At 70.9% G+C, this 5,282-nt stretch carries 5 protein-coding genes; 4 read left to right on the top strand and 1 reads right to left on the bottom strand.

The window, feature by feature from the left end; translation table 11 throughout:
* Positions 1 to 1,155 (top strand): chaperonin GroEL (gene groL / locus VGD44_RS01230; RefSeq protein ID WP_331083036.1); only part of this gene is annotated, 1,155 nt, incomplete at its 5' end.
* Positions 1,156 to 1,309: 154 nt separating this feature from the next.
* Positions 1,310 to 2,437 (top strand): pectate lyase, encoded by a 1,128-nt coding sequence (gene pelA / locus VGD44_RS01225; protein ID WP_331083034.1) that lies wholly within the window; start codon positions 1,310 to 1,312, stop codon positions 2,435 to 2,437.
* Here pelA and VGD44_RS01220 read toward each other — a convergent pair.
* Entirely contained in the window at positions 2,434 to 2,793 is a 360-nt protein-coding gene (locus VGD44_RS01220) for a phage holin family protein (RefSeq protein ID WP_414694605.1), read from the bottom strand. The two genes, pelA and VGD44_RS01220, sit on opposite strands and share 4 nt — an antisense overlap.
* A 191-nt stretch (positions 2,794 to 2,984) precedes the next feature.
* On the opposite strand from VGD44_RS01220, the gene VGD44_RS01215 reads away from it, so the two are divergent.
* Both VGD44_RS01215 and VGD44_RS01210 read left to right on the top strand, forming a co-directional pair.
* Positions 2,985 to 4,718, top strand: a complete 1,734-nt coding sequence (locus VGD44_RS01215; RefSeq protein WP_331083032.1) for an ATP-binding protein — start codon at positions 2,985 to 2,987, stop codon at positions 4,716 to 4,718.
* 36 nt (positions 4,719 to 4,754) lie between these two features.
* A partial coding sequence (locus tag VGD44_RS01210; protein WP_331083029.1) for a toll/interleukin-1 receptor domain-containing protein occupies positions 4,755 to 5,282 on the top strand: 528 nt, incomplete at its 3' end.

Below are 5,282 nucleotides of genomic sequence, written 5' to 3'. Positions count from 1 at the left end.
ATGGAGAAGGTCGGCAACGAGGGTGTCATCACCGTCGAGGAAGCCAAGACCGCCGAAACCGAGCTCGACGTCGTCGAGGGGATGCAGTTCGACCGCGGCTACCTGTCGCCGTACTTCATCACCAACGCCGAGAAGATGGAGGCCGACCTCGAAGAGCCGCTGATCCTGCTCTTCGAAAAGAAGCTCTCCTCGCTGCAGCCGCTGCTGCCGGTGCTGGAAGCCGTGGTCCAGTCGGGCCGTCCGCTCCTGATCATCGCTGAAGACGTCGAAGGCGAAGCGCTGGCGACCCTGGTGGTCAACAAGCTGCGCGGCGGCCTGCGCGTCGCGGCCGTCAAGGCTCCGGGCTTCGGCGACCGCCGCAAGGCCATGCTGGAAGACATCGCCACCCTGACGGGCGGTCAGCTGATCTCCGAAGACCTGGGCATCAAGCTGGAGAGCGTCACGCTCGACATGCTGGGCAAGGCCAAGAAGGTCACGATCACCAAGGACGACACCACGATCGTCGACGGCACGGGCGACAAGGCCGACATCGAAGGCCGCATCTCCCAGATCAAGAAGCAGATCGAAGACACCACGTCCGACTACGACAAGGAAAAGCTGCAAGAGCGTCTGGCCAAGCTGGCCGGCGGTGTTGCGGTGATCCGCGTCGGCGGCGCGACGGAAGTCGAAGTGAAGGAAAAGAAGGACCGCGTCGACGACGCCCTGAACGCGACCCGCGCGGCCGTGGAAGAAGGCATCGTCCCCGGCGGCGGCGTCGCCCTCCTGAAGGCCAGCCGCGTGCTGGACGGCTTCAAGGGTGACAACGACGACCAGGAAGCCGGCGTCGCCATCGTGCGCCGCGCGCTGCAGGCCCCGATCCGCCAGATCGCCGAGAACGCCGGCGTGGAAGGCTCGATCGTGGTCGGCAAGGTGCTCGAGAACAGCTCGCCCACCTTCGGCTTCAACGCCCAGACCGAAGAGTACCAGGACCTGGTGAAGGCCGGCGTCATCGACCCCGCGAAGGTCGTCCGCACGGCTCTGCAGGACGCCGCCTCGGTGGCCGGCCTGATGATCACCACGGAAGCCGCCATCGTCGAGGCCCCCAAGAAGGGCGGCGGCGGCGCCGGCGGCATGCCGGGCGGCGGCATGGGCGGCATGGGCGACATGGACTTCTAGCCTTAGAAGCTGTCATCCCGGCCAACGGAGGGCGAAGCCCGAAGGCCGAGCCGGGACCCAAGCTGAAGAAGATCGAGGGCGGGGCCGCAGGGTCCCGCCCTTTTTCTTTGCTCTCTCGTGGGCAGCGGAAGGCTCGGCGTGCAGGTTCGCCGCCATGTGGAAATGCCTTCTCGCCGCGCTGCTCATCTCGAGCCCCGCCAACGCCGCCGTCGTCAGCCACATGACGCCCGCGCCGCCGCTCACGGCCGAGCGGCTGGCCGAGCTCCCGGCCGCCGATCGCCTGGCATGGAAGGCCTACCTCGATCGCTCCGAGGCCGCCCGAAAGCTGAACGGGGCCGCGGCCACGCCCGGCGAACCGCCGTCGTCCGGCAACGCCGCCGCTTCGATGCCGCTCGACCGGCCCGCCGCCTGGTACGTCACGCCCGAAGCCCGCCACGTCGCCGACGTGATCGTGAGCTTCCAGACCCCCGGCGGGGGCTGGGGCAAGAACTCGCCGCGCAACGGCCCCATCCGCCAGCCCGGCCAACCCTTCTCGGCCGAGGCGGACTACGTCGGTACGCTCGACAACGACGCCACCGTCACCGAGCTGCGGTTCCTGGCCCGTGTCATCTCAGCCGGCGGCGCGCCCCACCGCGACAGCTTCGTCCGCGGCCTCCGCTGGCTGCTCGCCGCCCAGTACCCCAACGGCGGCTGGCCGCAGGTGTGGCCGCTCGTCGGCGGCTACCACGACGCGGTCACGTTCAACGACGGGGCGATGGTCGCCGCCGTGGCGCTCCTGGGCGATATCGCGGCCGGCCGCGGCGACTACGCCTTCGTCGACGCCGCCCTGCGCCGCGAGGCCGAAGCCGCCTGGCGCCGCGGGCTTGCGTGCCTCCTCGCCGCCCAGGCCCCGCAGGGCGGCTGGCCGCAGCAGGCCGACACCCTGACGCTCGCCCCCGTCGGCGCCCGCAACTTCGAGCCCGCCGCCCTCGCCGGCGCCGAAAGCGCGGAGATCCTCAGTTACCTGATGAACCTGCCCGACCCCTCGCCGCAGGTGGTGCGCGCCGTCCACGCCGGCGTCGCCTGGCTGAGGGCCGCGCAGCTGCCCGATGGCCGCTGGGCCCGCTTCACCGACCTCGCCAGCGGCCGCCCGATCTTCGGCGACCGCGACCGCACCATCCACGACGACGTCGCCGACCTCAGCCCCGAGCGTCGCGGAGGCTACGCGTGGTACGGGACCGGGCCCGCGAAGGTGCTGGCAAAGTATGAGGCTTGGGCGCGGACGCACCCTCAACGTAGCTAGGAGGACTGCCGGTCGTCACGGATCACCATGCCGCCGATCCAGCTCGCCACGCCCGTGACGATCGCGGCCATGATCCCGGCGAACAGCCCGCGCACGTCGAAGCCGCGCAGCATCAGGTCGACGAGGCCGATCATCATCGCGTTCACGATCAGCAGGAACAGGCCCAGGGTCACGAGCGTCAGCGGCAGGGTGAGGATGGTCACGATCGGCCGGACGATGGCGTTGACGATTCCCAGCAGGATCGCCGCCACCACCAGGGTCCCGGCGTTCGCCACATAGATCCCCGGGACGATCACCGAGGCGACCCAGAGGCCGAGGGCGGCGAACACCGCCCGTACGAGGAATTTCGCCAGCATCCGATCCCCTCTCGCGCGACGTATTCAGAAGCCTAGCTTGCTCCCCGGGCCGCCGGGAAGGGGCCCGGACGGGGATGCGTTCGCTGAACACGCTCAGACAACAAGGGTCCGTTCACACTTGTCGGGCTAATTTCTGCGTCATTGCGCCGCACGCGGGGGCTAACGGCGGTTCGGGTTGGGGGCTGGGTTAAGTGACCGGCAAGCTTAGGAGCCTGCTCGACGAGCGGCTGGAGATCGTTGCGGTCACCGCCGTGGAAGTCTTCGTGGCCCGCATGCTGGCCGGCCTCGGCTCGGCCGCGCTCGCCGCATACGTCTTCGACCCTCTCTTCGGCGCCCTCTGGTACGCGGCCTTCCTGGTCGGCGAGATCGGCGTGCGGTTCACCACCTCGCCGGTCCGCCAGGGCCGCCACATGAGCCTTCGCCGCCGCGCGGCCTATGTCGGCTGCATGGTCCTGGCTAGCGCCACCTGGAGCGCGCTGGCGCTCCGCTGCTGGTTCACCGGCGACGAGGCGTTCCGGCTGGCCGCCATGGCCGTGCTGGCCGGCCTCTTGATCCACGCCCAGGGCTTCTCGTCCCGCTCCCCCGTCGCGCTCGCCGCCATGAGCATCATGCCGGCCGGCCTGTGGTTCGGCCTGCCCGTCTTCTTCGGCGGCTACTCGGGCCCCGCCCTCGTCACGCTGAGCGTCGGCCTGGCGCTTCTCCTGCTGTACGTGGCCGTCAGCGCACGCGCCAACATGCAGACGTCCAGGGCGCTGACCGAAGCCGAGCGCGCGGCCGTCGCCGCCAACGAGGCCAAGTCGGCCTTCCTGGCGATGATGAGCCACGAGCTGCGCACGCCGCTGAACGGGGTGCTGGGCATGGCGCGCGCGCTGCAGCGCACCGACCTCGACAACCGCCAGACCGGCTACGTGGACACCATCCTGCGCTCGGGCGACGGGCTGATGGCGATCCTCAACGACGTGCTCGACATCTCCAAGATCGAGGCCGGCCGCATGGACCTCGACGTCGCGCCCTTCGACCTGCGCGCGCTGGGCGAGCAGACCGTGGAGCTGTGGGCCGAGGGCGCCGCGGCCAAGAGCCTGACGCTGACCTGCAAGGCCGAGCACGACCTGCCCGAGATGGTGCTGGGCGACGAGACCCGCGTGCGCCAGGTGGTGATGAACCTCGTCTCCAACGCCCTGAAGTTCACCGAGAAGGGCTCCGTCACCATCGCCCTGCGCGCCGCCCCGGCCGCCGACGGCGACGGCGGCGTCGAGATCGTGGTCTCCGACACCGGCATCGGCATGTCGCCCGAGCAGCAGTCGGCCCTGTTCCGGCCCTACTTCCAGGCCGAGGGCGGGGCGAAGAAGTACGGCGGCACGGGCCTGGGCCTGGCCATCTGCCGCAAGCTCACCAGCATGATGGGCGGCGACATCTCGGTGATGAGCGAGTCCGGGTCGGGCTCCGCCTTCCGCGTCTGGCTGCCGCTGCCCGCCGCCGAGGCCGCGCCCGAGGCCGCCGCCGATTCCGAGGGCCTGCCGTCGCTGCGCATCCTCGTGGCCGACGACAACCCCATCAACCTGGCCGTCGCGCGGGCGGTGCTCGAGGCCGCCGGCGCCGTGGTCGAGACTGCGGCCGACGGCGCCCAGGCGCTGGAGCGCCTGCGGTTCGAGGCCTTCGACGTCGTGCTGATGGACGTGCACATGCCGCACATGGACGGAATCGAGGCCGTGGGCCGCCTGCGCGCCGGCCAGTCGGGCCCCGCCGACACTCCGGTCGTGGCCCTGACCGCCGACGCCATGCCGGGCGAGGAAAGCCGCCTGAAGGCCCTCGGCTTCGACGCCCTGCAGCACAAGCCGGTCCAGCCGGCCGCCCTGATCGCGGCGATCATGGACGTGCTGGAGAACCGCCCGGCGCGCGCGGCGAAGGACGAAGCAGCGGCCTGAGCCCTATGCTAGCCTCGCTCCGACAGGGGGGCAGGCATGGCCGACGTCGTCATTTCCTATGGTCGCGAGCAGGAGCCGATGGCCGCCACCGTGGCCCGCGCGCTGGAGGCGGACGGCTATTCCGTCTGGTGGGACCACGACATCCCGGCGCACCGGGCCTACGCGTCGCTGATCGAGGAGAAGTTCCAGGCGGCCAAGGCCGTGATCGTCATCTGGTCGCCGGCCGCGGTGCAGTCCGAATGGGTGCGCGCCGAGGCCGATCTCGCCCGCTCGCAACAGAAGCTGATCCAGGTGTCGGTGCAAGGCACGATCCCGCCGCTACCGTTCAGCCAGATCCAGTTCGCCCCGCTGCAGGCCTGGGACGGCTCGCCCGACCACCCCGAATGGCGACGCGTGCGCGCCAGCCTCAGGACGCTGTGCGGCGGCGACGCGGGACCGCAGCCGCAGCGTCCGCCCGAGCCGCCGCCGCCAGCGCCACCGCGACCGCCCACGCCCGCGCCGCGCCAGCCGGTGATGCTGATCGTGGTCGCCGGCCTGCTGGCGGCCGCCGTCGTCGGCCTCGAG

The sequence above is a fragment of the Phenylobacterium sp. genome (assembly GCF_036402295.1).
Taxonomy (GTDB): Bacteria; Pseudomonadota; Alphaproteobacteria; order Caulobacterales; family Caulobacteraceae; genus Phenylobacterium.
This window is presented reverse-complemented; position numbering and strand designations above follow the sequence as displayed.

Coding starts and splice junctions, on each gene's coding strand:
- VGD44_RS01220 (WP_414694605.1), bottom strand. CDS start 2,793: ATGCTGGCGAAATTCCTCGTACGGGCGGTGTTCGCCGCCCTCGGCCTC.
- pelA (WP_331083034.1), top strand. CDS start 1,310: ATGTGGAAATGCCTTCTCGCCGCGCTGCTCATCTCGAGCCCCGCCAAC.